Origin of the sequence: Aeromonas lacus (assembly GCF_000764665.1) — a bacterium.
GTDB lineage: Bacteria > Pseudomonadota > Gammaproteobacteria > Enterobacterales > Aeromonadaceae > Aeromonas > Aeromonas lacus.
In genome coordinates this window covers 1-846 of record NZ_JRGM01000065.1, presented here as the reverse complement: position 1 = coordinate 846, position 846 = coordinate 1, and the positions used below count along the sequence as shown (strand labels likewise).

Sequence of the window (846 nt, the reverse complement as noted above, 5' to 3'; positions counted from 1 at the left end):
ATCGAGTACTAGCCATGCATGAGCCGATTTTGCATTCTTCTCAACCGCAACAATCTTAGCTTCCAGATCTGACTGCATTTTATCCATTTTGGCTTGCACTTCATCCGGCACAACTGCGGTAACATCGAGCCACACTTTGCCGTCTGAGGTTTTCCATTCTTTTGTACTGGTGATGAAATAGAAGTCACCATATGCAGTACCAGCAGCAGGCAGATTTGATTCAGCTTGTACTTGCTTGATATCAGTAATTGAAATCTTCTTAATTTCAGCTTGCACATATGCTTTAGTTGCAAAGTCCGTTTCGATTTTAGTTAAGCGATCATCTTGCTGTTTATTGGTTTCTGCTGTCTTTGCATCAACGGCGGTTAACTTGGATTCTACGTTAACCATATCTTGATACAGCTTTGCACCAGTATCAGTTAGGCGTTGATCCAAAGTTATAACTTGAGTCTTTAGGTCGTTGATACCTTTCTCGGATACAGAACCCAATGTATTAAGCTGTTCCTGCACTTTGCCATTAAAAGTTTTGATAGAGGCAATTTCACCATTGAACTCAGAGCGGTTGGAGTTAACCTTGGTATCGAGCTTGGCGTAGTTCTGTGCTTGCACATCCAGCTTTGATTGGATATCTGTACCTTGTGCTTTTACTTTGTCGTCTACAGCTTTAATCGCAGCAGTAAGTTTCACATCTTCTGCGTCTGCATCGGAATTTACCTTTGCAATATCAGCTTGTACTTTGGTGATTGCATCTGCTCTTACCTTTGCTTCTGCTTTAGTGGCTGCATCGGCATTTGCTTCTACTTTAGCAATATCAGCAGTCAGTTTTGTGTCTACATCGTTACGTGC

1 protein-coding gene is annotated in these 846 nt (G+C 41.7%); it reads right to left on the bottom strand.

The window, feature by feature from the left end; all coding sequences use genetic code 11:
• A partial coding sequence (locus tag LG31_RS21175; RefSeq protein WP_033113876.1) for a hypothetical protein occupies positions 1-846 on the bottom strand: 846 nt, incomplete at both ends.